23 protein-coding genes, 5 tRNA genes and 1 pseudogene are annotated in these 23,184 nt (G+C 51.2%); 28 read left to right on the top strand and 1 reads right to left on the bottom strand.

All coding sequences use genetic code 11. The annotated features are described in order from the left end of the window. Window positions 1-84 precede the first annotated feature (84 nt). From NUV48_02825 to clpX, 14 genes are all read left to right on the top strand, one after another. On the top strand, window positions 85-684 hold the full coding sequence (locus tag NUV48_02825; GenBank protein ID MCR4441070.1) for a GerMN domain-containing protein: 600 nt from the start codon (window positions 85-87) through the stop codon (window positions 682-684). Window positions 685-805: 121 nt separating this feature from the next. Beyond that, window positions 806-2,686, top strand: a complete 1,881-nt coding sequence (locus NUV48_02820; protein ID MCR4441069.1) for an N-acetylmuramoyl-L-alanine amidase — start codon at window positions 806-808, stop codon at window positions 2,684-2,686. A 116-nt stretch (window positions 2,687-2,802) separates the two neighbouring features. Beyond that, window positions 2,803-3,324, top strand: coding sequence for a DUF2179 domain-containing protein (locus NUV48_02815; protein ID MCR4441068.1), 522 nt, complete (start codon window positions 2,803-2,805; stop codon window positions 3,322-3,324). A gap of 37 nt (window positions 3,325-3,361) precedes the next feature. Further along, window positions 3,362-4,210, top strand: coding sequence for a glutamate racemase (gene murI / locus NUV48_02810; protein ID MCR4441067.1), 849 nt, complete (start codon window positions 3,362-3,364; stop codon window positions 4,208-4,210). A 6-nt stretch (window positions 4,211-4,216) separates the two neighbouring features. Continuing rightward, window positions 4,217-4,957, top strand: a complete 741-nt coding sequence (gene rph, locus NUV48_02805; protein ID MCR4441066.1) for a ribonuclease PH — start codon at window positions 4,217-4,219, stop codon at window positions 4,955-4,957. Next, window positions 4,938-5,561 (top strand): XTP/dITP diphosphatase, encoded by a 624-nt coding sequence (locus NUV48_02800; protein ID MCR4441065.1) that lies wholly within the window; start codon window positions 4,938-4,940, stop codon window positions 5,559-5,561. The genes rph and NUV48_02800 overlap by 20 nt, the downstream gene beginning before the upstream one ends. 87 nt (window positions 5,562-5,648) lie before the next feature. Further along, window positions 5,649-5,725, top strand: a tRNA-Arg gene (locus tag NUV48_02795). 6 nt (window positions 5,726-5,731) lie between these two features. Then, window positions 5,732-5,807 (top strand) — tRNA-His (locus NUV48_02790). Between the two features lie 30 nt (window positions 5,808-5,837). After that, a tRNA-Lys gene (locus NUV48_02785) sits at window positions 5,838-5,913 on the top strand. Between the two features lie 77 nt (window positions 5,914-5,990). Next, window positions 5,991-6,073: transfer RNA gene (locus tag NUV48_02780), tRNA-Leu, on the top strand. A 103-nt stretch (window positions 6,074-6,176) separates the two neighbouring features. Beyond that, a tRNA-Gly gene (locus tag NUV48_02775) sits at window positions 6,177-6,251 on the top strand. 144 nt (window positions 6,252-6,395) lie between these two features. After that, window positions 6,396-7,700 carry a trigger factor gene (gene tig / locus NUV48_02770; protein ID MCR4441064.1) on the top strand — a complete coding sequence of 435 codons (1,305 nt, stop codon included), beginning with the start codon at window positions 6,396-6,398 and terminating at the stop codon, window positions 7,698-7,700. Between the two features lie 16 nt (window positions 7,701-7,716). After that, complete coding sequence (gene clpP, locus NUV48_02765; protein ID MCR4441063.1) at window positions 7,717-8,364, top strand: ATP-dependent Clp endopeptidase proteolytic subunit ClpP; 648 nt, start codon at window positions 7,717-7,719, stop codon at window positions 8,362-8,364. Window positions 8,365-8,379: 15 nt separating this feature from the next. Next, window positions 8,380-9,642 carry an ATP-dependent Clp protease ATP-binding subunit ClpX gene (clpX, locus tag NUV48_02760; protein ID MCR4441062.1) on the top strand — a complete coding sequence of 421 codons (1,263 nt, stop codon included), beginning with the start codon at window positions 8,380-8,382 and terminating at the stop codon, window positions 9,640-9,642. A 64-nt stretch (window positions 9,643-9,706) separates the two neighbouring features. Here the strand turns inward: clpX and NUV48_02755 are convergent, their stop codons facing one another. Further along, the gene (locus NUV48_02755) at window positions 9,707-9,883 is read right to left on the bottom strand and encodes an alpha/beta-type small acid-soluble spore protein (protein MCR4441061.1); all 177 of its coding nucleotides are present in this window, start codon (window positions 9,881-9,883) and stop codon (window positions 9,707-9,709) included. 194 nt (window positions 9,884-10,077) lie between these two features. On the opposite strand from NUV48_02755, the gene lonB reads away from it, so the two are divergent. The 14 genes and pseudogenes from lonB (at window position 10,078) to NUV48_02685 (ending at window position 22,855) form a co-directional block, all read left to right on the top strand. Continuing rightward, window positions 10,078-11,733, top strand: coding sequence for an ATP-dependent protease LonB (gene lonB, locus NUV48_02750; protein ID MCR4441060.1), 1,656 nt, complete (start codon window positions 10,078-10,080; stop codon window positions 11,731-11,733). Window positions 11,734-11,850: 117 nt separating this feature from the next. Then, window positions 11,851-14,232, top strand: coding sequence for an endopeptidase La (gene lon / locus NUV48_02745; GenBank protein ID MCR4441059.1), 2,382 nt, complete (start codon window positions 11,851-11,853; stop codon window positions 14,230-14,232). Beyond that, a complete protein-coding gene (yihA, locus tag NUV48_02740; GenBank protein ID MCR4441058.1) occupies window positions 14,229-14,834 on the top strand; it encodes a ribosome biogenesis GTP-binding protein YihA/YsxC in 606 nt (201 codons plus the stop codon). Before lon ends, yihA begins: the two co-directional genes overlap by 4 nt. 108 nt (window positions 14,835-14,942) lie before the next feature. After that, complete coding sequence (locus NUV48_02735) at window positions 14,943-15,416, top strand: PspC domain-containing protein (GenBank protein ID MCR4441057.1); 474 nt, start codon at window positions 14,943-14,945, stop codon at window positions 15,414-15,416. Beyond that, window positions 15,413-15,673, top strand: coding sequence for a DUF5668 domain-containing protein (locus NUV48_02730; protein MCR4441056.1), 261 nt, complete (start codon window positions 15,413-15,415; stop codon window positions 15,671-15,673). The genes NUV48_02735 and NUV48_02730 overlap by 4 nt, the downstream gene beginning before the upstream one ends. A 40-nt stretch (window positions 15,674-15,713) precedes the next feature. Further along, entirely contained in the window at window positions 15,714-16,691 is a 978-nt protein-coding gene (locus NUV48_02725; GenBank protein MCR4441055.1) for a D-glycerate dehydrogenase, read from the top strand. Window positions 16,692-16,749: 58 nt separating this feature from the next. Next, window positions 16,750-17,046: a hypothetical protein gene (locus NUV48_02720; GenBank protein MCR4441054.1), complete on the top strand. Its 297-nt coding sequence runs from the start codon at window positions 16,750-16,752 to the stop codon at window positions 17,044-17,046. Window positions 17,047-17,076: 30 nt separating this feature from the next. Then, on the top strand, window positions 17,077-17,502 hold the full coding sequence (locus NUV48_02715) for a DNA-binding domain-containing protein (protein ID MCR4441053.1): 426 nt from the start codon (window positions 17,077-17,079) through the stop codon (window positions 17,500-17,502). A gap of 258 nt (window positions 17,503-17,760) precedes the next feature. After that, complete coding sequence (locus NUV48_02710; protein MCR4441052.1) at window positions 17,761-18,975, top strand: dicarboxylate/amino acid:cation symporter; 1,215 nt, start codon at window positions 17,761-17,763, stop codon at window positions 18,973-18,975. Between the two features lie 88 nt (window positions 18,976-19,063). Further along, window positions 19,064-19,246, top strand: a pseudogene (locus tag NUV48_02705) (group II intron reverse transcriptase/maturase). A 139-nt stretch (window positions 19,247-19,385) separates the two neighbouring features. Further along, window positions 19,386-20,429, top strand: coding sequence for an ABC transporter substrate-binding protein (locus tag NUV48_02700; protein MCR4441051.1), 1,044 nt, complete (start codon window positions 19,386-19,388; stop codon window positions 20,427-20,429). Window positions 20,430-20,544: 115 nt separating this feature from the next. Next, complete coding sequence (locus NUV48_02695) at window positions 20,545-21,348, top strand: ABC transporter permease subunit (protein ID MCR4441050.1); 804 nt, start codon at window positions 20,545-20,547, stop codon at window positions 21,346-21,348. A 38-nt stretch (window positions 21,349-21,386) separates the two neighbouring features. Further along, window positions 21,387-22,559, top strand: coding sequence for a glycine betaine/L-proline ABC transporter ATP-binding protein (locus tag NUV48_02690; GenBank protein MCR4441049.1), 1,173 nt, complete (start codon window positions 21,387-21,389; stop codon window positions 22,557-22,559). A gap of 98 nt (window positions 22,560-22,657) precedes the next feature. Next, on the top strand, window positions 22,658-22,855 hold the full coding sequence (locus NUV48_02685; GenBank protein ID MCR4441048.1) for a hypothetical protein: 198 nt from the start codon (window positions 22,658-22,660) through the stop codon (window positions 22,853-22,855). The last annotated feature ends 329 nt before the right edge of the window (window positions 22,856-23,184 follow it).

Genomic DNA, 23,184 nt, shown 5'->3' with positions numbered 1-23,184 from the left:
AAGGAAGAAGATAGTTGTCATAAAACCTCTCCTTTCCAAGTATAAGTATTAGTGATGAGTGGAAGGAAGGGGGATGAAAAAGAAATGAAAAAAGCAGCGCTCCTCTTACTAATAATGATGCTGTTTTGTACTGTTTTGAGCGGGTGCTTTTTGACGGACAAAATATCTGCCTTAAAACAGGGGTTTAACAAGAACCAGGGGAAAACCGGTACGGATACGTTGATTCCGACTGTCGTCATTGAGAACCCGAATGCCGCAGCTCCGGTGAGCGGTGAAACCAGGACGGTTGCCCTCTATTTTACTGACAAATCGGGGAAACTGGTTATGGAGGAACGGGTAATCCCTAAAGTTGTGGGAATTGCCAGGGCTACTATTGAAGAACTGATTAAAGGCCCGACACAAGCTGGTTTGCAGCCGACCCTGCCGGCCAGCACAAAACTCCTGGACATTAATGTCAAGCCGGACGGGCTGGCGATTGTTGACTTAAGCGGCGATTTGATTAAAGACTTGCCTGCTTCGGCTGATGCGGAAAAACTGGCTGTTTATTCGATAGTCAATACGATTACCCAGTTCCCGACAGTGGAAAAAGTGGAACTGAGAATCGACGGCAAACGGGTCAGCACGCTCCTGGGGCATGTAAAAATAGACCAGACCCTGGCCAGAAACACCAGCCTGATCAAATGAGCGCCGCGAGGCGCTTTTTTTCCACCATTTACCGTGACATTTTTAGAGGGAATTCGACAGGGCGGGGCGAATAAAGATCAGGGTCAAAGACGAGGCGTTTTCCTGGGAAGGAGGCGATTCAGTGATTTTTACATACCCGAAGAAAGCGTTGCTTTTTGCCCTCCTCTTTGTTTTCTTATGGCCCCTAACACCCGCCTGGGCAGGTGAAAAGGGTATTGTAACCGGTAGTGTTGTCAATGTGCGAAAAGGTCCTGGGCTGAACTTTGCGGTAGTGGCAAAGGCTCAAGCCGGGCAGGAAGTGGAGACGCTTGAAAAGTCGGGCGACTGGTTGAAAGTCCGTTTAAATAGCGGTGGAACCGAAGGATGGGTACATAAGAGCCTGGTGCAAATAAACACTGGTCAAAAAACGGTCAAGGTTACCGGCAGCACCGTAAACATACGCAAAGGGCCTGGCGCCGGTTATGCCAAGGTAGGGCAGGTCCGGTCCGGCACGCTGCTTGTGGTTTCCGATGAAAAAAACGGCTGGTACCTTGTTCAGGCGCCAGGCGGTGTTAAAGGCTGGATTGCCGGGTGGTATACGGTCGTGGAGCCTGTCGCCGTTCAAAGCGGGACGATACCGGAACAAAACGGGCGGCAGTATATCACGGTGACCACGGAGGTCCTCAATGTCAGGAGCGGCCCGGACACGGAGTACCCGCTGGTGACCAAGATCGGCATGAACGAAAAGCACCCTGTTACCGCCGCTCAGGGCGGGTGGTACAAAATAGCGGTTGGCGACGTCGAGGGTTGGGTTTGTGGAGAATATGTCAGGCTTTCCTCTGAAGCATCTCCGGAGAACACACCGCTTGACACGGTTATAGTTACCGGCAGCACAGTCAACATCAGGCAGCAGGCTTCTATCGAAGCGGCGGTGGTTGCCCAGGTCAAAAAAGGCGACCGCCTGGCTGTCACGGGAAGAGATGGCGAGTGGCTGGAAATCAGGCTTTCCAATGGAACGAAAGGGTGGATCGTGAACTGGCTGACAAGTCCTGACTCACCAGGTGCCGCTTCCCGGGGGACAATACTGGAGAGCGAAGCGCTGATTGCACCAATTAGCGAGGGCAGGAATTTCAAGATAATCGATTCTTCCGGAAGGCCCATATTGCTGCTGGAAGGGTGGACAAGCAGCCAGTACCAGATCAAGACCGCTAAAGATAAAAACACCATTACCCTGGAGCTGGAAGGCGCCACTGAACGAAATTACGAGGGAAAGATCACCAGGCTGGGGATCAGCGGGATAAAGATTTATTCCCAGGCTGATAAGGCCATAATCGAGCTGACTTTTTCCTATGCTCCCACCCAGACGGTGAGTTTTGACGATACGGCAAAAGTGACCAGGATCCAGATTGGAGTTGTCCAGACTGCAGGATTGAGCGGGAAAATCATCGTCGTTGATCCCGGCCATTCCAGCGTCCAGCCGGGAGGTTGGCTTGATCCCGGAGCGATAGGCATAAAGACGGGGCTTAAGGAAAAAGATGTTAATCTGGATATTGCCTTTAAGCTCAAAAGGCTGCTGGAACAGGCGGGGGCCAGGGTCATCATGACCCACACCGGGCAGACAGAACTTTCGCTGGCGGAGCGTGCCTGGTTGGCCAACAACAGCCGTGCCGATATTTTTGTCAGCATCCATGCCAATTTTTCCGATAACAAGAAAATAAAAATTTCTGGGCATTCGACATATTATTACGCTCCCTTGAACAACAGCGAATTGAGTGACCAGAGATACAGCAGGCAAAAGCTTGCCACTCTCGTCCAGCGAGAACTGGTTAAAGCCGGCGGCAGGAACGACCTGGGGGTCCTCCAGGAAAACTTTGCCGTGTTACGAGAGACCAGGGTGCCTTCCATCCTGGTAGAAACCGCCTTCCTTTCGGATTCCGAAGAAGAAACCCTCCTGGGGACAGACTCTTTCAGGCAAAAACTGGCTACAGGCATTTTTAACGGGATAAAGGCCTATTTCGAATAATAAACATCCCGCCTGCGGGCGGGATGTTTATTATGGTTTAGCGCTGGTTCTAATGTTATACTAAATTAGGCAGCAGTTTTTTGGCCAACAATGTTTTGACCCCGGGGGGAAAGGGTATGTTCAATATAATAGGGGGATACCTTTTTATCTTTTGCGCGCGGATTTGCGATGTTTCGCTTTCCACCATGAGGACGCTGATGATCGTAAGGGGAGAAAGGCTTTATGCCGCTTTAATCGGTTTTTTCGAGGTGATTATATATATTGTCGCGTTAGGTAAAATCATTTCCGACCTGAACAACCCGTTAAACCTGGTTGTTTATGCAGCCGGTTTTGCCACCGGCAACGTCGTGGGCAGTTTTATCGAAGAAAAGCTGGCAGTCGGGACCTTGACCGTACAGGTGATCACCCTTAAATCCCCGCACGAGCTCACGGAAAGACTGCGCTGCTGCGGTTTCGGCGTTACGGTCATTGAAGGACAGGGCCGGGAGGGTAAACACTATATTCACCAGATTATCCTGCGGAGAAAAGACGTTCCCAGGCTGCGCAAGGAAATAGACAACTGGGACAGGGAGGCCTTCTGGACCGTTTTTGACGCCCGTTCCACCAGGGGCGGAATTTTTAACCGCAAGGGGAAATAAAATAAAATAAAAAATGGATGGTACGAGGATGAAGCCAATGAACAAACATAACCTGGCGCCTATTGGAGTGTTTGACTCCGGGATAGGCGGGTTGACAGTCGTTGCGGAGATGCTGCGCCAGATGCCGCATGAGTCCTTGATCTATTACGCCGATACCGCTCATGTTCCTTACGGGCCCAGGGACCCTCGCGAGCTGAAGGGTTTTGCTTTCGGCATAACCCGGTTTTTAATTGGCCTGGGCTGCAAAATGGTCATTATTGCCTGCAATACCAGCACCTCTTTGGCTTATGAGGAAATGCAGGAAACATATGACATCCCGCTGGTGGGGGTAATAGAACCAGGCGTGGATAGAGCCCTTCAGACCACAAAAAACGGGCGCATTGGGGTCATTGCCACAGAGGCCACCGTAAAAAGCGGTTCCTACCAAAAAATGTTGATTAAAAAGAATGCGGCGGTAGAAGTTGTGGCCCAGCCCTGCCCTCTATTTGTTCCGTTTGTCGAGGAAGGCAGGCTGGATGGTGAGGAGGTCGAAAGAGCGGCTCGTTCCTACCTGGGGCCGCTGTGTGAAAAGGATATTGACACCCTAATCCTGGGATGCACGCATTACCCCTTTTTATTGCCCGTGATAACCCAAACGACCGGGCCGTTCGTAACGCCTGTCGACCCCGCGCGGGAAACGGTGAAACGGGCCGTGGACAAGTTGAAAGAACTGAATCTGCTGCGGGAAGAAGGGAACCCCGTTTGCCGTTATCTTGCCAGCGGAGACGCGGCAGTCTTCGCTCGTTTGGGCAGTTTTTTCCTTAAACGGGAAATCGGACCCGTGGAAAAGGTGCCTCCCGTGGAAACGGCATTTTCGGATAAAGCAGCCACAAGAATCATGAGGTGAAAGAGAATGGAACGATTGGACGGAAGAAAGGCCGAACAATTAAGACCAGTAAGAATTACCACCTGTTATACCCGGTATGCGGAAGGGTCGGTTTTGATTGAAATGGGAGAAACCAGGGTCATCTGTAATGCCACTGTCGAAGACAAAGTCCCGCTGTTTTTAAAAGGTTCCGGCAAGGGATGGATTACGGCGGAATACTCCATGCTGCCCAGGGCTACTCCCGTCCGCAACCAGCGGGAAGCCAGCAGGGGAAAAATCAGCGGGCGGACAAACGAGATACAGCGTTTGATAGGGCGCTCCCTGCGTGCCGTTGTTGACCTGGAAGCCCTGGGTGAACGGACCGTTACCCTGGATTGTGATGTGATCCAGGCCGACGGCGGTACGCGGACGGCTTCCGTTACCGGCGCGTTTGTAGCCCTCGTCCTGGCGCTGGATAAGCTGGTGCAAAACGGCCAGCTTCCCGCGCTACCCATCAGGGATTGGTTGGCTGCGGTTAGTGTGGGAAAGGTTGGAGACAGCCTGTTATTGGACTTGTGTTTTGAGGAAGACTCGCAGGCAGCGGTCGATATGAACCTTGTGATGACCGGCAAGGGCGAGTTCGTGGAAATCCAGGGAACCGCCGAAGGCTATCCCTTTACGGAGGAAGAACTGCAAGAGCTCCTTTTTTTGGGGAAGAAGGGCATTGCCAGGCTCATCGAGCTGCAGAAAGCAGTTCTTGGTGAAAAGTATGAATTTGGTAAGAACTGACAAAACAGCCCTGTTCGTGGCGACCCGCAACCGCGGTAAGGTCCTGGAACTGGTGAAACTGCTGGACGGATTGGACGTGGAAGTCCTTTGCGCGGACGACTTTCCCGGGATGCCAAAGGTCGAGGAGAACGGCGCAACATTCCTGGAAAACGCGTCAATCAAAGCCCTGGCGGGAGCCAGGGCCAGCGGCCTTCTTACCGTTGCCGACGACTCCGGCCTGGAGGTGGACGCCCTGGAGGGGCTTCCTGGTGTCCGCTCGGCGCGTTTTGCCGGAGAGCCGCCCGACGATTACAAAAACAACATGAAACTTCTGAAACTGATGGAAAGAGTGCCGTTCCCGCGAAGGACGGCGCGCTTCACCAGCATTATCGCTGTTGCCGCTCCCGGCGGCAGAATTTATCCGGCGGAAGGAAAATGTGAAGGATTAATCCTGGAAGAACCGCGGGGCAGCGGGGGGTTTGGCTACGATCCCCTTTTTTACGTACCGGCCCTGGGAAAAACATTCGCCGAAATGACCCTGGAAGAAAAGAACATGGTGAGCCACAGGGGCAAAGCGCTGAAAAACGCAAGGAACATCCTGCAAAAGCTGCTTGTGGGGATTTAACTGCGCTGCAGCAAACTGCGCTGCGGCAGGTTGACATTAACTCTTATATTTGATAAGATAACATTTGCTGTAATAAAAGGTATTGCTGTGCCCATAGCTCAGCTGGATAGAGCAACGGCCTTCTAAGCCGTGTGTCCGGGGTTCGAATCCCTGTGGGCACGCCATGGATGGTGGCTGTGGCGAAGCGGTTAACGCACCGGATTGTGGCTCCGGCACCCGGGGGTTCAAGTCCCCTCAGCCACCCCATCTTATCATTACCATGTTCCAGTATGATGTGAGCCATTAGCTCAGTTGGCAGAGCACCTGACTTTTAATCAGGGTGTCGATGGTTCGAATCCATCATGGCTCACCATTCCATTAAAATTAAAATGAAATTAAAGCGACATGTCTAACCATCAACCACCGTTAGTTTTCTTGCCGGCTTATCATGCGGGAGTGGCGGAACTGGCAGACGCGCTGGATTTAGGATCCAGTGGGAAACCGTGGGGGTTCAAGTCCCTTCTCCCGCACCATATTCTACCAGCCGGAGCACTAAAACTACCAGCTGCCAGTTGCCAGTTATACACTTTCAATTACAAGACACAAATCATTACTTACCAGAATTCCGACCAGCGCGCGGAAGTGGCTCAGCGGTAGAGCATCGCCTTGCCAAGGCGAGGGTCGCGGGTTCGAATCCCGTCTTCCGCTCCATTCGCTCCAATTCTAAAGGCAGGATTAGTGCTAAGCTAAAGAGCGCTAGTCTTTTCTTTATTTTTCGATGCGCTGTCTTGCGGCTTTTATAACCACGAATTCATTATGTGCAGCAACACAAAAATAATGTTTGGAGGAGAACCAATGAGAGTAACCGCTGAAAGAATCGATAAGGTCAAAGCCCAGGTGACGGTGGAAATACCAGAAGATGAGTTTGAAATATCTTTACAAAAAGCTTATAAAACGGTCGTCAAAAAAATAAACGTGCCGGGCTTTAGAAAAGGCAAAACCCCGCGCCGCATCTTGGAAAAGATGTACGGCCGGGAGATACTGATGGAGGAGGCTTTAAAAGACGCGATTCCCAGCGCGTACGACAAGGCGCTTGCAGAAATAAAAGATGAGTACACAGCCGTAAGCGAACCTCAATATGAGCTGGTCCAGACTGAAAAAGAAAAACCCATAATTTTCAAGGCGGTTTTTGATATTAAGCCGGAAGTAAAACTTGGGAAATACAAGGGATTGGAACTGACGAAGCAGCCTGTCGATGTTAAAGAGGAAGACATAGATGCCGAGATCGACAGGATGAGGGAAAGATATGCCAAGCTGAAAGCGGTGGAAGAAGCGGCCGCCGAAGGTGACATCTTGACGATAGATTTTGAAGGAAAATTGGACGGCGAAGCCTTTAGCGGAGGTTCGGCGGAGAATTATTCTTTGCAGATAGGTTCTCACAGCCTGATTGAGGGTTTTGAAGAACAGCTGGTCGGCAGCAAGCCGGGCGAAACCAGGGAAGTGGAAGTAACCTTTCCTGAAAACTACCATTCGCCGGAGCTGGCGGGTAAAAAAGCCGTGTTTACGGTTACCGTTAAAGAAATAAAGCGCAAAGAACTGGCGCCTTTGGACGATGAGTTCGCCAAAGACGTATCCGAATTCGATACGCTGCAGGAATTAAGACTGGATATAGAGAATAAATTAAAGGAAGCGGCTAAAAAAAGGTCTGAAAACGAACTGCGCTCGGAGGCCGTAAAAAAAGCTGCGGAAAACGCCCAACTCGAAATTCCCCGGTCCATGATTGAAAGACAGGCTTACCGGATGGCGGAAAACTTCGCCATGCAGCTGCAAGGTCAGGGGCTTTCGCTGGAATATTATTTTAAGGCGACCGACACAAAACCGGAGGATTTGATTAAGAGCTACCTGCCTGCGGCTGAGGATACCGTGCGCACCGACCTTGTCCTGGAAGCGATTGCCAAAGCTGAAAACATCAAGGTCTCCGCCGAAGAGATCGAAGCGGAGATAAGCAAAATGGCGGAGCAGCTCAAACAGGAGCCGGCCAGGGTTCGAGAAGTTGCGGAAAAACAGGGACAGATTTCTTCGCTTGAATTTGGTATAATGATAAGGAAAGCTGTAGACCTTATTATTACGGAAGCAACAATCAAAAATGCCGGTGAATGAACGGAGGTTTCGATTTATGATTTACTACGAAAAGAAACGGGAGTCGATCACACCGGGTCTTACCACGCTTATCCCTATGGTGGTGGAGCAGACCAACCGCGGAGAGCGGGCTTACGATATATATTCGCGACTGCTGAAAGACCGCATTATCTTTTTAGGGACGGCCATCGACGACCATGTGGCCAACCTGGTCATTGCCCAGCTCCTGTTCCTTTACGCGGAGGACCCGGATAAGGACATTTCCCTGTATATAAACAGTCCCGGCGGTTCAATTACCGCGGGAATGGCGATATACGATACCATGCAGTACATCCGGGCTGACGTTTCCACGATCTGTGTGGGGCTCGCTGCTTCAATGGGCGCTTTCTTGTTGGCGGCAGGGGCCAAGGGAAAACGTTACGCCCTTCCCAATGCCGAAGTGCTCATTCACCAGCCTTCCGGCGGTGCACAGGGCCAGGCTACGGATATTGAAATTCACGCCAAGAGAATAATTCATTTGAGGGAGAAACTGAATAAAATATTAGCGGAGAATACAGGGCAGAACATTGATAGGATCAGGCAGGACACGGAACGCGATTACTTTATGGATGCCCAGGAAGCCAAAGAATACGGAATTATCGATGACCTGCTTGTGCGCATACCTGATACCCCCAAGAACAAGTAGTTAAGAGGTGAAATTATGTATAAATTTGGGGACGACAAAGGGCAGTTAAAGTGCTCTTTCTGCGGAAAACTTCAGGATCAGGTCAAGAAACTTGTTGCAGGTCCAGGGGTATATATTTGCGACGAGTGTATCGAGCTGTGCAATGAAATAATCGAAGAAGAGCTCTCCGAGGAAACCAGCCTGGAAATGGGAGATATTCCCAAACCAAAAGAAATCAAGGCTATCCTCGACCAGTATGTGATAGAACAGGAAGAAGCCAAAAAAACACTGGCGGTGGCGGTATACAACCATTATAAGCGCATCAAGATGGGCGCCAGGATTGAGGATGTCGAACTGCAAAAGAGCAATATTATCATGCTGGGCCCGACCGGCAGCGGCAAGACTTTGCTTGCCCAGACCCTGGCGCACATCCTCAACGTGCCTTTCGCTGTAGCGGACGCCACTTCTTTGACCGAAGCGGGATACGTGGGCGAGGACGTGGAGAACATCCTGCTCAAACTGATCCAGGCCGCTGATTACGATGTGGAGAAAGCCGAAAAGGGTATCGTCTACATCGATGAAATCGACAAGATCGCCAGGAAGTCGGAAAACCCTTCCATTACGCGGGATGTTTCAGGCGAGGGAGTGCAGCAGGCCCTTTTAAAAATATTAGAAGGGACCGTGGCCAGCGTGCCGCCCCAGGGTGGACGGAAACACCCTCACCAGGAGTTTATACAACTGGACACAACCAACATCCTGTTTATATGTGGAGGCGCTTTCGAAGGCATCGACAAGATTATCCAGAACCGTATCGGGAAAAAAGTCATGGGCTTTGGTGCTGAAGTAAGAGGCAGGCAGGATATAAAAGTGGGAGATATCCTTAAACAGATACTGCCCATTGACCTGATCAAGTACGGCTTGATACCCGAATTTATAGGGCGACTGCCTGTGGTGGTAACCCTGGATGCCCTTGATGAAAACGCCCTGATCAGGATCCTGACGGAACCGAAGAATGCCCTTATAAAGCAGTACCAGAAGTTCTTGGAGATGGATAACGTGAGCCTGGAGTTCAAGCCTGACGCCCTGCAGGCGATTGCCAGCGAGGCTATCAAGAGAAACACGGGAGCGCGCGGTTTAAGGTCCATTGTTGAAAACCTCATGAGGGACGTGATGTATGAAATACCTTCACGGGGTGACATTAACAAGTGCATAGTAACCAAGGAGTGCGTGAAAAACAACGAAGAACCGCTCCTGGTAACGACCAGCGAGAGGAAGAAAAAGAAAGAAGAAAGCGCATGAAAAAAATCTGATGAAAACATTAATAGCCAGGCAAAAGCCTGGCTATTGAGCTTTTTAACCGGGGTCACCCGCCATTCAAATTCCTTTCGGCCATTTCAATGGCGGCTCTCACCATGCTGCCGCAGTTGCGGGAAGAGACATCCCCGAAATCGCCGCGCGCCACCTCGGGACTGTAAAAACCCAGTTCCCTGGCAATTTCCATTTTCAGGGCATCGGACATGACACCGCGACGCCTGGCCATGAAAACCCCCCTTTGTTTTTTGCTCAATTATAGTATGCCCTGCAGTTAGAGAGGGCAGTTTTGATAATTTTGGCCGGAGTGCCAGTTCTCACAGCCGGGATAAAAGCGTTTTTTGCGGGTAAAATAAAAAAAACACGGGACGTTGAAAGGAAAGAAAAGCGGTGGATTATGCCGGGTTTGGCAGCTTTTTTGTGATGATCCAAATATTTTTCATTGTTGTCGTCGGTCTATATTTTTTAAACCTGCTCCGCGGACAGCAGGGTTCCAAGATAGCGGTAACCAAGGAATCGAGCAAAGAACTGGAAAAGCTTGAAAAAATGCGCAGGATAAAACTGAGCGAGCCGCTAGCCGAAAGAACCAGGCCGGCTACCTTTTCGGACATCGTGGGGCAGGAAGAGGGAATCCAGGCCTTACGGGCGGCTTTGTGCGGCCCTCACCCCCAGCATGTCATCGTTTACGGGCCTCCCGGCGTAGGGAAAACAGCCGCGGCCCGGCTGGTCCTGGAAGAGGCCAAGAAAAGCCCGCATTCCCCTTTCAACGAAGAATCAAAATTTCTGGAGGTTGATGGGGCGACTTCCCGTTTTGACGAGCGGGGAATAGCCGATCCGCTCATCGGTTCGGTGCATGACCCCATTTACCAGGGGGCCGGCGCCATGGGCATTGCGGGTATTCCCCAGCCCAAACCCGGGGCGGTGACCAAGGCGCATGGCGGGATCCTGTTCATAGACGAGATCGGGGAACTTCATCCCATCCAGATCAATAAACTGCTCAAGGTCCTGGAAGACCGCAAGGTAATACTGGAAAGCGCCTATTATTCCTCCGAGGATACCAATATCCCGGGCCATATTCATGACATCTTCCAGAACGGCCTGCCGGCCGATTTTCGTCTGATTGCGGCTACGACCCGCCAGCCTCAGGAGATTCCGCCCGCTATTCGTTCACGCTGTGTGGAGATCTATTTTCGCAGCCTGCTTCCTCATGAAATAAGCGTTATCGGGGAGAAGGCTGCCCGGAAAATAGGGTTGCCCATCAAAAAAGAAGCCCTTGATGTCCTGGTTAGATATGCGACAAACGGGCGGGAAGCCGTAAACATCATCCAGATTGCAGCGGGAATCGTTATCATGAATAACGGCCAGGAAATAAAAGAAAGCGATGTGGAATGGGTCGTCAACTACGGGCGTTATTCTCCCCGGCCGGATAAAAAAATACCTCCCGTTCCCCAGGTCGGCCAGGTCAACGGCCTGGCGGTTTACGGGCCCAATATGGGAATGCTCCTGGAAATAGAGGTTTGCGTCATCCCGGCGGAAGAAAAGAACGGCAAAATAATCATTACAGGCATTGTGGAAGAAGAAGAGATGCACGGGATGGGCGGGCAGACCGTCCGGCGGAAAAGCATGGCCAAAGGTTCCGTGGAAAATGTTTTAACCGTTTTAAGACACAGGCTTAACCTTGACTGCCGGAATTACGACATCCACGTCAATTTCCCCGGCGGGATACCGGCTGACGGGCCGTCGGCGGGGGTGGCCATTGCTGCGGCTATTTATTCCGCGGTGAACAACATACCGGTTGACAATGAAATCGCCATGACGGGAGAAGTCTCCATTCGCGGCGCCGTTAAACCCGTCGGCGGCATCCTGGCTAAAATCGAGGCGGCGCGCCTGGCGGGCGCAAGCCGCGTCCTTATTCCAAAAGACAACTGGCAGTCGCTTTTTGCCGGGATAAAAGGAATAAAAGTGATCCCCGTGCAGTTTTTGGAAGAAATAATAGAACAGGCCCTAATTCATAAACCGGCCGACAAGCCCAAAATCGCGCGACAAAACCAGAACAATGTATGCCCATTGATTTCCTAAAAATACTAGCCGCAAACAGCGGCTTTTTTAGTTGTTTATTTGAAAAATATGATAAAATCTATTTTGTAGATAAACTTGGTCTCAATTTGCGGTGACTCACCCAAGGAGGTACGGACCTTGAAGAAACAGGATAAAAAAAGCAGGGTATTGCCGCTCCTCCCGTTGCGGGGAGTGCTTGTATTTCCTTATATGGTCATTCACCTTGACGTGGGAAGAGAAAAATCTGTCAGCGCGCTGGAGGAGGCTATGCTGCACGACAGGGAGATTTTTCTTGCCGCGCAAAAGGATGCCCAGATGGACAACCCTGGCCCCGACGATATTTATACCTTTGGAACGGTCGTAGAAATCAGGCAGCTTCTCAAGCTGCCTGGCGGCACTATCCGTGTGCTTGTGGAGGGCCTTCACCGGGGCGAGATTGCCAAATACCTTGAAACCGAACCCTTTTATCGTGTCGAAATCCTGGAGTACGAAGAAGAAGCCGAAAAAACGCCGGAAATTTCAGCCCTGGTTCGCAACCTGGTTTTCCAGTTTGAGCAGTATGTGAAGCTGAGCAAAAGAATAGCTCCCGAAACGGTGGTGAGCATTGTTACCATTGAGGAAGCCAACCGGCTGACAGACCTTATCGCCGCGCATCTGAATCTGAAGATACCGGAAAAACAGTCCCTGCTGGAAGCGGTCGATATCCGCGCCCGCATGGAGAAGCTCGCCTCCATTATTGCCAGTGAGATTGAGATCCTGGAGTTGGAGCGCAAGATTAACATGCGGGTGCGCAAGCAAATGGAAAAAACCCAGAAGGAGTACTACCTGCGGGAACAGATGAAGGCCATCCAGAAAGAACTCGGCGAAAGGGACGATAAGGTTGCCGAGGCGGAGGAGTACCGGTCAAGGATAAAAGAAGCCGGGCTCCCTGAGGATGTGGCGGAGAAAGCCCTCAAGGAAGTGGAGCGCCTGGAAAAGATGCCGCCAATGGTTGCGGAATCCGCCGTGATCAGGAATTACCTTGACTGGCTGCTGGCAATGCCCTGGAACAAAATGACGGAGGATAAAATTGACATCAGACGGGCCGAAGAAATCTTGAACGAGGACCACTACGGGCTGGTAAAGGCCAAGGAGCGCATCCTCGAGTACCTGGCCGTGCGAAAGCTGACAGAAAAAATAAAAGGCCCGATAATCTGCTTTGTCGGTCCGCCCGGCGTGGGTAAGACGTCGCTGGCCAAGTCCATTGCCCGGGCTCTTGACCGGAGATTCGTGAGGATGTCCCTGGGCGGGGTGAGGGACGAGGCTGAAATTCGCGGTCACCGGCGCACTTATGTCGGAGCGCTGCCGGGCAGGATCATCCAGGGACTGCGTAACGCGGGCACAAAGAACCCGGTCTTTTTGCTGGACGAGGTGGACAAGATGAGCATGGATTTCCGGGGCGACCCGTCTGCCGCCCTGCTGGAAGTTCTTGACCCCGAACAGAACTGTACTTTCAGCGACCATTACCTGGAAGTGCCGTTCGATTTGTCCCAGGTACTGTTCATCACCACGGCCAACGTTTCTTACAACATTCCCCGGCCCCTGCTGGACAGGATGGAACTGATCCCCATTTCCGGCTACACGGAAGAGGAAAAACTCAATATCGCTCTCAGGCACCTGCTGCCCAAGCAGGTCAAAGAACACGGGCTAAAGGAAAACCAGTTGGAGATTAAAAGCGCCACGGTCCTCAGCGTGATCAGGCATTATACGAAAGAAGCCGGCGTAAGGAGCCTGGAACGCGAGCTTGCCGGCCTGTGCCGCAAGGCGGCCAAGATCATCGCCGAGGGGTCGCAAAAGAAAGTGGCCATTACTACCCGAAATTTGGGAAAATACCTGGGGATACCGCGTTACCGCTACGGGGTTTCGGAAAAAGAAAGCCTGGTAGGCGTGGTTACCGGACTTGCCTGGACCGAGGTGGGAGGCGACATCCTGCACATCGAAGTAACCCTGATGAAAGGCAAAGGCCAGCTTATCCTCACGGGCAAGCTGGGCGACGTGATGAAAGAATCGGCTCAGGCGGGTTTTACCTACATCCGTTCCAGGGTCCAGTCGCTGGGGATTGAAGAGGATTTCCATGAAAAGTATGACGTGCATATCCATGTGCCGGAAGGCGCCATTCCCAAGGACGGCCCTTCCGCCGGGATTACCATGGCTTCCGCCCTGGCTTCCGCTCTCACCGGCAGGAAAGTAAGAAAAGAAGTGGCCATGACCGGCGAGATCACCCTGCGCGGGCGGGTGCTTCCCGTGGGCGGCATCAAAGAAAAAATCCTGGCTGCGCACAGGGCCGGGTGCAAGGTGATCATCCTTCCCCTGGAGAATAAAAAGGACCTGGAGGACATCCCCGCCAACATCAAAAAGGACCTTAAGTTCGAGCTGGTCGAGCATATGGACAAGGTCCTGGAACTGGCCCTTGAAAAAGCCGCTCCGAAGGGTGATGAGGCTGCCGCCGCCCGGGAAACGCAAGAGCTGGTGGAAGCATGAAAATTACCAAAGCCGAATTTGCCGCCTGCGCGGTAAACCCTTCCCAGTACCCTGCCGGCGGTCAGCCGGAAATTGCCCTGGTTGGCCGTTCCAACGTGGGTAAATCTTCGCTTATCAATAAATTTCTCAACCGGAAGAATCTGGCCCGGACCAGCAGCCAGCCAGGCAAGACACAGACCATCAATTTCTACCGTATCAATGACAGCTGGTATTTCGTTGACCTGCCCGGCTACGGGTACGCCAGGGTTTCCAAAGAGCTCAAATTGTCCTGGGCCAGGTTTATCAACGATTACCTGGAAAAAAGACCGCAGCTTGCGGGCATCATCATGATTGTCGATATCAGGCACCCGCCCTCCGGGGATGACGTCAGGATGTTTGTCTGGCTCGAACACTCGGGTCTGCCGTTCATCATCGTGGCCACCAAGGCGGACAAAGTGCCGCGCGGCCGGTGGGCCGCCCATCGGCAGGCCGTGGCCCGGGGTTTGAAGCCGGACGGGGTTGAGTTGCCGGTCGTAATTTTTTCCGCCCAGACCGGATACGGCATGGAGGAGCTGGCGGCATGGGTCGAGCAACGGGTGGCGGGCGGATTGACGGATAAATAAACGAATCAAGCTTGGGCAGGCTGGAAAGCCTGCTTTAATTATCGGGCCAAGACGGTTATAATTAACTGGGGCAATTGCGTGTTTTAAAAAATGCAAGAGGTGATAAAAATGCCTGAAAACCTGTATAAATCGCGGACCAACAAGGTCATTGCCGGCGTGTGCGGCGGGCTGGCCGAATACTTCAAAGTTGACGCCACCCTGATCCGGCTGGCCTGGGCCCTGGCCATTTTTGCCGGGGGCAGCGGCCTGATCCTCTATATCCTGGCCGTGATCATCATGCCGGAAGCGCCGGCGAACAAGACCGGGGCTGAGGGAGCACCGGCTGAGCCTACTGATGCCGAAGGAGCAGGCCGGGAAACAACCGGGGCGGCAGGGGCGGAACCGCCGGCCGGCAGCGGCGGCAAGGCGGAAGGGGACGCCAGGAAGCGGCAGGTATTCGGCCTGATCCTGATCGGCCTGGGCCTGTATTTCATACTTAACCGCTACATCCCGTTTTTCAGCATGCATAACTGGTGGCCGCTGGTCCTGATCATCATTGGCCTGGTCATCATGTTCAAAGGCAAGGGGGAGAAACGCCCGTGAAGGAAAGGCGCGTCTTCGGCGGACTCTTTCTCATATTGTTGGGCACAGTGTTCCTCCTCAACAACCTGGGCCTGATCAGCTGGGACATCTGGTGGGCGTTTCTTGAGTTCTGGCCCCTGCTGCTGATTGCCATCGGGTTCAGGCTTATTTTCCGCCACAACCCCTGGCTCCAGGCGGTGGTATTTCTGGTATTGGTCGCCATCCCCCTGGTTTATTATTACTGGTACGGCGGCGGGTATTTTCCGCGCTGGATATAGTTCGTCAAGAAAAACATAAAATTTGGAGGATATGTTGGTCATGAAGCCTTTAGTTTATGTCACCCGCCGGATACCGGAGGAGGGCTTGAACATTCTGCGCGAAAATGCGGAAGTGAAGGTGTGGGAAGGAGAACTACCGCCGCCGTATGAGGTGCTGCTGGAAGAGATCAGGGAGGTGGAGGGAATCCTCTGCCTGCTAACCGACAGGATAGACCGGAAACTGCTGGAAGCAGGAAAAAAACTGCGGGTCGTCAGCAACTATGCGGTCGGCTTTGACAACATAGACATACAGGCCGCTACTGAAAAGGGCGTCATGGTCACCAACACACCGGACGTTTTGACCGAGACGACGGCGGACCTGGCATTTGCCCTGATGATGGCGGTGGCCAGACGGATTGTGGAAGGAGTCCGCTATGTTGAAAATGGCAGGTGGAAAACCTGGAGTCCCATGCTGCTGTTAGGCCAGGACATTCACGGGTCCGTTCTGGGCCTGATCGGTCTGGGCAGGATTGGCACCGCCGTGGCCCGCAGGGCCAGCGGTTTTGGCATGAAGGTCCTTTACCACAGCCGTACCCGCAATGAGATGGCCGAAAGAGACCTGGACCTGACCTGCGCCGGCTTGGAAGAACTCCTGCGGGAGTCGGACTTTGTCAGCTTACATGTGCCGTTGACTGACATGACAAGGGGCATGATAAACAGACAGACCCTCTCTCTGATGAAAAAGTCGGCTGTGTTAATCAATACCGCGCGGGGAGCGGTGGTAAACGAAAAAGACCTGTACGAGGCCCTGAAGGAGGGTATCATCTGGGGGGCTGGCCTTGATGTGACTGATCCCGAGCCTATGAGAGCCGACAACCCCTTGCTGAGCCTGGATAACGTTGTTGTCGTGCCGCATATCGGCAGCGCTTCCGTCGTCACCAGGACCAGGATGGCGGTTATGGCTGCGCGGAACATGGCGGCGGGACTAAAGGGCGAGAAGCCGCCCAACCTGGTGAATGCCGCCGTGATGAAGGGGTAAAGCCTCGCCGGCAACGCAAGCCCAGCCGTTCAGAACCGGTTTTGGAGGGGGCAAAAATTTGCTGCGCAGCAAACTGGACCTGGAAAAAATAATAATCATCGCCATAGTGACAACTTTCATGGGGCAGATTTATATCAGCCCCATACCCGGTTATTTCAGGCTTTCAATGGCGGTTTTGACGCTTTCAATACTGCTGATTCATTTCAACCAGGTGCCGGTTATGCTTGTATGCAGTTTGATTGCTGTGCTCACACCATTATTCCGCACCTTTGTAAATTACACTACCTACCAGGACGCCACCTTTTTACAGGTATTTTCCAATTATTACCCGGTAGCCATCTACTACCTTTTATAAAGAACGGAAACGCCCGACGAACGGGTTAGAATCAAAAGAGTCCTTGCCCAGCTTGGAGTGCTCGGGGAAGCAGGGTGCCAGGACATAGTCGAGATTGTTTTATGGTTGAAAAAGAAAGGGTCGTTGGTTGACGGGGCACAGGAGGCATACAGGCTTTCCGGGGCCTTTGATTACCTCAGAGAAAAGTATGAAACGGAGCAGGGCATTTCAATGAATACGGCGGCTATCGAGCAGAGAATCAGAAGAACAATCAAGAGCGCGTTGAAAAATTTGGCAAACCTTGGCCTGGAAGACTATTACGACGAGGTATTTACCAGGTACTCTTCGGTTCTTTTTGACTTTGGCGAGGTCAGAAAAGAAATGGACTTCGAGAGGGGGAAAAGCAGATACGGCGGAAAGATCAACGCAAAAAAATTCGTGGAGGGAATATTGATTTTGCTTATGGACAAAGTATAAAAATGAGCAAAGCAGAAAGTTCCGGCAGCCGGCCGGGCTTTTTTTATTCTATCATTTTTTACCAGGCTCAGCGCATACATCTTTAACTGACAATTCGCAACAGTCGAAGATTTTTTGTGTATGATTTGGTATGAATATGTAGTGAAGGCATTAATATCAAAATAACAGCAGAGTGCCGGGGAGGTGGTGAGAAAAAACGGGCCATTTTGAAAGATATGACAAAATTTTATGAAAAGGAGGAGAGTATTCTTGAAAACACTGTCACTGTCAACCAAAATCCTAATAGGGCTAATTCTCGGCATAATTATCGGCCTGATCCTGCCCAAGGCCGCGGGACTAACTGCTCTCTGCAAGCCAGTGGGCAGCATATTCATTAATTCAATCAAAATGGTAATCGTACCGCTGGTTTTAAGCTCGCTGGTGGTTGGCGCCGCATCTGTCGGAGATGTAAAAAAATTAGGCCGCATCGGGGCTATGACTCTCGGCTATTATTTGGCAACAACAGCTTTAGCCGTAACTATTGGTCTAATCCTTGGCAATATACTTGATCCCGGTATAGGCCTGATTCTCCCAGAAGGTGCCAAGTATGCGCCTGGAACTCCTGCACCTATCGCGGACGTGATCGTAAACCTTATACCTAGTAACCCGCTGGATGCGCTGGTCAAAGCCAATATGCTACAGATCATATTTTTTGCCTTGTTTGTGGGTATAGGCGTGACCCTGGTCGGGGAGAAAGCACAGCCCGTTGTTTGGTTTTTTGAGGGATTCGCTGAAGTGACCTACAAAATTGTCGGCTTAATCATGGCGGCGGCTCCTGTTGGCGTGTTCGCACTGATCGTGCCTGTCGTGCAGGCTAACGGCCCTTCCGTTCTTTTTCCGCTGGCTAAAGTAATAGCCGCAGTATATATAGCCTGTATTCTTCATGCCGGCCTTGTCTATTCCGCGGCTGTCAAAACCCTGGGCGGCATGAGTCCTGCCAAATTTTTCGCCGGTTTTTTGCCAGCAATAACGGTAGCCTTTACAACTTGCAGCAGTTCGGGTACGTTGCCGGTTTCCATGAAGTGCGCCGAAGAAAACCTTGGCGTAAGCAAGGATGTTGCCAGTTTTGTTCAGCCGTTAGGCGCAACTATAAACATGGACGGGACCGCTCTTTACCAGGGAGTTTGCGCTCTGTTCGTCGCTCAGGTATATGGCATCGATCTGACACTTGGCAACCAATTGACCATTATCCTGACGGCTACACTAGCATCGATCGGTACGGCTGGAGTTCCCGGAGCCGGCTTGATCATGCTTACATTGGTGCTGACTTCTGTCGGCCTGCCTCTTGAGGCAGTTGCTTTGATTGCAGGAATAGACCGCATACTGGACATGGCCAGGACCGCTGTTAACGTGACGGGGGACGCTAGCGCCGCTGTGATAGTTGAAAACTGCGAGAAAAAATATGCTGCTCGACAGGGAAGCGTTGCCGCTTAATAACGGCGGCCATGCGCTCTGTTGTTTGCCTCACGGGCTGCCGGCATCTGCCAGATGCCGGCAGCCTTTTCAGTGCGCCCGGCATGGCGGACACAAATTTTGCCGTTGCGCCGATGACTGCAACATCTATGCAAAGAGCCAACGTGCCGGAGAAAGGGTCATGCAAAGCATAACCAAATATTTGGAAGGCACGCTGAAACTGAGAGCCAACAGGGAGAAAAGCGCTGTGGTCAGGCCGCGGAAGCGAAAGTTTCCGGGCTTCTCTTTCTACTGCAAAGAAGGAGCCGTGCGAACACGGGTTCACGCCAAATAGCAGCAACATACAATTTGTTAATTGACTATAAGTTGTAGGAATGATAACATATAATTGTTAAAAAAATAAAAGAGGAATAGACTTGGAGGTGGAAATTGTGTTGCAATGCAACCATAGAAAGGTTTTGCCGATAACGTTTTTGCTGGCAATCTTTATTGTGGCGATGGGAATTGCGGGATGTGCCAAGAAAGAAGCGGGCAGACAGGCAGAACAGCCGGAGCAAAAGCCAACCCTGGTTTTCGCTGATGCAGGCTGGGACAGCATTCGCTTTCATAACGATGTAGCTGGTTTCATAATCAAAAATGGCTATGGCTATAAAACGGATGTAATAACCGGCAATACGCCTGTTACCTTTACGGGTTTAAGAAGAGGCGATATTGACATCTACATGGAGGTCTGGACCGACAACATTATCGACGAATATACGGATGCCCTGGAAAAAGGTGATATCATTGAGGTTTCGGTAAACTTCGACGATGATATGCAGGGATTGTACGTTCCAACCTACGTGATCAAAGGTGACCCGAGTCGCGGGATTAAGGCTTCGGCTCCCGGACTCAGGACAGTCAGTGATTTGGCCAAATACTGGCAGGTTTTTCGGGATCCGGAGGACAAGAATAAGGGACGAATTTACGGGGCCATTCCTGGATGGGCTGTCGATAAGATAATAACAGAAAAAATCAAAAACTACGGCCTGGACAAGTACTATAATATTTTTCACCCAGGATCGGATACGGCTCTTTCCACTTCCATGGTTCAGGCCGTGGAAAAAGGCGTTCCCTGGGTGGGCTACTACTGGGAGCCGACCTGGATTATTGGGAAATACGACATGACCCTGCTTCAGGAAGAGCCTTACAGTAAAGAAAAATGGGAGAAGGGGTACATGTGCCAGTTTCCTGCTGTTAAAGTGACAGTAGCTATTAATAAAGACCTTACCAAGGATGCACCTGATGTGGTGGAATTTCTCAAAAAATATAAAACCAGCAGTTCTATCACCAGCGAGGCTCTGGCTTACATGCAGGAAAAAAATGTCGGGACCGATGAGGCGGCCAAATATTTTCTGAAGAATCACAAGGATACGTGGACAAAGTGGGTCCCGTCCGAAATTGCTGGAAAGATTGAAGCTGCGCTGAATAAATGATATTATTTGGGTGGAAAGAGGTGAAATGGTTGCCGCATACTCTCCTGCGGCAACCAAAATATTTATGACGAATTTTCCTGAATATCTGAGTTTTAAAATCGGAGTTTACGTTGATGTGTTTGTCAAGTGGCTTTTGCACAGCTTTGGACAGGCTTTTGATGTGTTGATAGCTCTGCTGCTGTGGGTGCTGCTTAAAATTGAGCTGTTTTTGCTTTGGTTGCCCTGGTGGTCCGTAGTCGCTATTGTTTTCTTGCTGGGCTGGCGGCTAAAAAAATTCTGGGCGGGAGCGCTTTATGCCCTGCTGGTTTTTATGATCGGCGCGTTTGGCTTGTGGGACGAGATGATGTCAACCCTGGCCGTGGTAATGACCTCGGTGATCATATCCCTGTTATTAGGAATTCCTGCCGGCATCCTGGTCGCTTACAATGATAAAGTGGGGGTTGTGGTAAAGCCTACCCTGGATGCTATGCAGACTATGCCCAGTTTTGTTTATCTAATCCCCGCCATGATGCTTTTTGGGCTTGGCAAGGTGCCGGCCGTGTTCGCCACCATCATCTATTCGATACCGCCGGTTATCAGGCTTACGGACCTTGGAATAAGAAGCGTTCCCAAGGAAATGGTGGAGGCTGCTCACTCCTTTGGCTCTTCGACCTGGCAGACGCTGGTCAAGGTCCAGCTGCCCCAGGCCCTGCCTTCCGTTATGACCGGTATCAACCAGACCACGATGATGGCGCTGGCGATGGTTGTTATCGCCTCCATGGTCGGGGCCAGGGGCTTGGGAATGGAGGTCCTGATTGCCATTAACCGGATTGACATCGCCCGGGGTTTTGATGCCGGTTTAAGTATCGTTATCCTGGCAATCATCATTGACCGTTTGCTGCAGGGGGTTGTTAACCGCTATAAGATACCTGACAGCTGATTCAATTATTTTATTTTATGAAGCGGGTGGATGCGCAAATGACTGTTAAAGTGAAGGTTGAGAACCTATCCAAAGTGTTCGGGCGAAACCCGAAAGCGGTTCTAGAAAAAATAAAAAGCGGTGTGCCTAAGGACGCAGTTCTGAAAGAAACCGGGCATACCGTAGGCGTCAACAATGCCTCGTTCGAAGTAAAGGAAGGCGAAACATTCGTAATTATGGGCCTGTCGGGGAGCGGCAAATCTACGCTTATACGCTGCCTGAACATGTTGAATACGCCTACGGAGGGCAAGATCTATGTCGACGGGGAAAATATTGTCGAATATGACAGGAAAAAGCTGCGAGAATACAGGCAAAAAAAGGTGGCCATGGTCTTTCAGCATTTTGGGCTTTTTACTCACCGGACGGTCTTGGGTAACGTCGAATACGGGCTGGAAGTAAGGGGCATTCCCAAAGAAGAGCGCTGCAAAAAAGCGAAGAAGGTATTGAGCACCGTTGGATTAGAAGGCTGGGAGAATTATTATCCCCGGCAGTTGAGCGGCGGCATGAAACAGCGAGTAGGCCTAGCCAGGGCCCTGGCCAACGACCCGGATATTCTCCTGATGGATGAACCCTTCAGCGCACTGGACCCGCTGATCAGGCGGGATATGCAGCTCGAACTTTTGGATATCCAGGCCAAGTTGAAAAAAACCATCATATTTATTACCCATGATGTCAATGAAGCATTTAAACTGGGGGACAGGGTCGCGGTGATGAAAGACGGGGTCATCCAGCAGATAGGCACTCCGGAGGAAATCCTGGAAAAACCGGCCAACGATTATATCGCCGACTTTGTCCAGGATGTAGACAGGACAAAAGTGCTCCAGGCCAAAAACATCATGTTTCTTCCCGGCTCCCTTGTCTTCCTGAAAGATGGACCGCATGTTGCGCTAAAAGAGATGGAGAAAAGCGGATTGTCAAGCGTGTTCGTCGTTGACAGCGAGCGCAGGCTGCAGGGACTGGTGACGGTGGATGACGCCGTCAGAGCGCTGAAAGAACATTGGCCGTTAAAAGATATTTTAATAAAAGAGTATGCAACGACTACCCCCGATACTTACGTCCAGGACCTGATTCCCCTGGCTACGGCAAGCAAGTATCCGATAGCCGTGCTCGACGGGAATAACAGGCTTTTGGGAATAATCGCCAGGGTATCGGTCTTGTCCGCCCTAGTATAGGAAAGAGGGGACGGCGCACTCGGGCTGGTAGGAATAATGACTTAAAGGAGAAAAAGGCAGTACAGCTGTAAATTTGCCAACGATAGGAGAAGGTTGTCGTGAAGCCAAAAATGATTTCACTGCATAAACCACAAAAAAAGACTTCTCTAAATCGTAATAACTTTATATGGAAGAACTGCTGTATCAGCATCCACGTGCCGTTGACCAGCCAGACGAGGGATATGATCAATAAACAAACCCTCTCCCTGATGAAAAAAACGGCCGTGTTGATCAATACTGCGCCGGCGCCGCTGTAATTATTGAAAACAGCGAGAAAAAATACGCCGCCAGGCGGAGTGGTATTGCCGCTTGATAACTGGCCGTAATATACTCTGCTGAATTTAAAAAGGTTGCTGACATTGCCAAGTGCCAGCAGCCTTTTTAAATGGGCGCAAAAGAAGGGATAGCCTGCCCTGCGGTCAGCTCTGGAGAAAAGTTGACAAAACAATATGACATAACTGTTGACAACCCCCGGACAAGAGAGTAAAATAATAACAGAAAATGCAAAAAAATGTTAAAAAATGATACACATGGAAACACGTATTCTGAAGCAGGGTGGTTTATAATATAGTACACAATTAATCTG

This window comes from Peptococcaceae bacterium (assembly GCA_024655825.1).
GTDB lineage: Bacteria > Bacillota > Peptococcia > DRI-13 > PHAD01 > JANLFJ01.
The sequence above is the reverse complement of the archived record's forward strand: the minus strand, read 5'-3'. Positions and strand labels throughout refer to the sequence as shown.

What these genes read in the sequence shown, in the direction of transcription:
- NUV48_02825 (MCR4441070.1), top strand. Translation starts at nt 85, where the DNA reads ATGAAAAAAGCAGCGCTCCTCTTACTAATAATGATGCTGTTTTGTACT.
- NUV48_02815 (MCR4441068.1), top strand. Translation starts at nt 2,803, where the DNA reads ATGTTCAATATAATAGGGGGATACCTTTTTATCTTTTGCGCGCGGATT.
- murI (MCR4441067.1), top strand. Translation starts at nt 3,362, where the DNA reads ATGAACAAACATAACCTGGCGCCTATTGGAGTGTTTGACTCCGGGATA.
- rph (MCR4441066.1), top strand. Translation starts at nt 4,217, where the DNA reads ATGGAACGATTGGACGGAAGAAAGGCCGAACAATTAAGACCAGTAAGA.
- NUV48_02800 (MCR4441065.1), top strand. Translation starts at nt 4,938, where the DNA reads ATGAATTTGGTAAGAACTGACAAAACAGCCCTGTTCGTGGCGACCCGC.
- tig (MCR4441064.1), top strand. Translation starts at nt 6,396, where the DNA reads ATGAGAGTAACCGCTGAAAGAATCGATAAGGTCAAAGCCCAGGTGACG.
- clpP (MCR4441063.1), top strand. Translation starts at nt 7,717, where the DNA reads ATGATTTACTACGAAAAGAAACGGGAGTCGATCACACCGGGTCTTACC.
- clpX (MCR4441062.1), top strand. Translation starts at nt 8,380, where the DNA reads ATGTATAAATTTGGGGACGACAAAGGGCAGTTAAAGTGCTCTTTCTGC.
- NUV48_02755 (MCR4441061.1), bottom strand. Translation starts at nt 9,883, where the DNA reads ATGGCCAGGCGTCGCGGTGTCATGTCCGATGCCCTGAAAATGGAAATT.
- lonB (MCR4441060.1), top strand. Translation starts at nt 10,078, where the DNA reads ATGATCCAAATATTTTTCATTGTTGTCGTCGGTCTATATTTTTTAAAC.
- yihA (MCR4441058.1), top strand. Translation starts at nt 14,229, where the DNA reads ATGAAAATTACCAAAGCCGAATTTGCCGCCTGCGCGGTAAACCCTTCC.
- NUV48_02735 (MCR4441057.1), top strand. Translation starts at nt 14,943, where the DNA reads ATGCCTGAAAACCTGTATAAATCGCGGACCAACAAGGTCATTGCCGGC.
- NUV48_02725 (MCR4441055.1), top strand. Translation starts at nt 15,714, where the DNA reads ATGAAGCCTTTAGTTTATGTCACCCGCCGGATACCGGAGGAGGGCTTG.
- NUV48_02690 (MCR4441049.1), top strand. Translation starts at nt 21,387, where the DNA reads ATGACTGTTAAAGTGAAGGTTGAGAACCTATCCAAAGTGTTCGGGCGA.